The following is an 814-nucleotide window of genomic DNA, read 5'->3' as shown; positions in this document are numbered from 1 at the left end:
AATATTATTTCTATTTTTTCTCTACGTTGTTTTTCCTTCATATGCGCTTCCGTTGACTGCATGTTTATCGCCTCTTCCCTTTGTGCTGTATACTGTTTCCCAAAATACGGTCTAACCGTGTAAATAACCCCATCATAGCCAATGTACAGTGATTTTATTGGGAATTATCGTTTAAGGCTATCTCATCAACTGCATATATTTTTCAAGCGCTTAATCTAACATCTTGGATCTTACATCTAAATAAGTTGTTAGTGTGTATAAAATACCATTACTCTTTTCAGTTTTTGCTACCAATAACAACATTAGAAAGTAGTGAAAACGCAGGAAAGATTAATTGTTTATCAATCTTTATTATAAAACGATTCTTTATGGGCATGCACCTTTTTACAATCACCAAGATTTACAACATGACGAGTATCTTCATCCATGAATGTTATTCTCTATTTACTGATGATCGTTTTTTTATCTAGGCTAAGCAACATACCGTATGCCTCAGAACCCCTTTTATAAAAAAGGACAATATATGTAACGGTTCCCCTTTTGATTTGAAAAAATCATATAAAAATATAGTGCTATTAAAGAGTTTTGTTACAAATTTGTTATGTTTGACTTAAAAAAAGGAAAGTAATATTTATTTGTAGAAAATTTTCAAGGATAAAAATGAATGTAAAAATAGAATGACTATCTATGATAAGAAAAGGGGGCACTTATATATGCTAACAAATGATTTAGATTTTCGATTAGAACCACGTTTAAAAGAACTGTATGAACAACATAAAATAAGAGCGCAGAAGATAGACTGGGGTTATCATGA

At 30.7% G+C, this 814-nt stretch carries 1 pseudogene; it reads left to right on the top strand.

The annotated features are described in order from the left end of the window. Nucleotides 1–713: 713 nt before the first annotated feature. Nucleotides 714–814: pseudogene (locus tag JDS96_RS30515) on the top strand (acyl-ACP desaturase); the annotation flags it as partial.

It is taken from the genome of Bacillus cereus group sp. N21, assembly GCF_016483395.1.
GTDB lineage: Bacteria > Bacillota > Bacilli > Bacillales > Bacillaceae_G > Bacillus_A > Bacillus_A pseudomycoides.
This window is presented reverse-complemented; position numbering and strand designations above follow the sequence as displayed.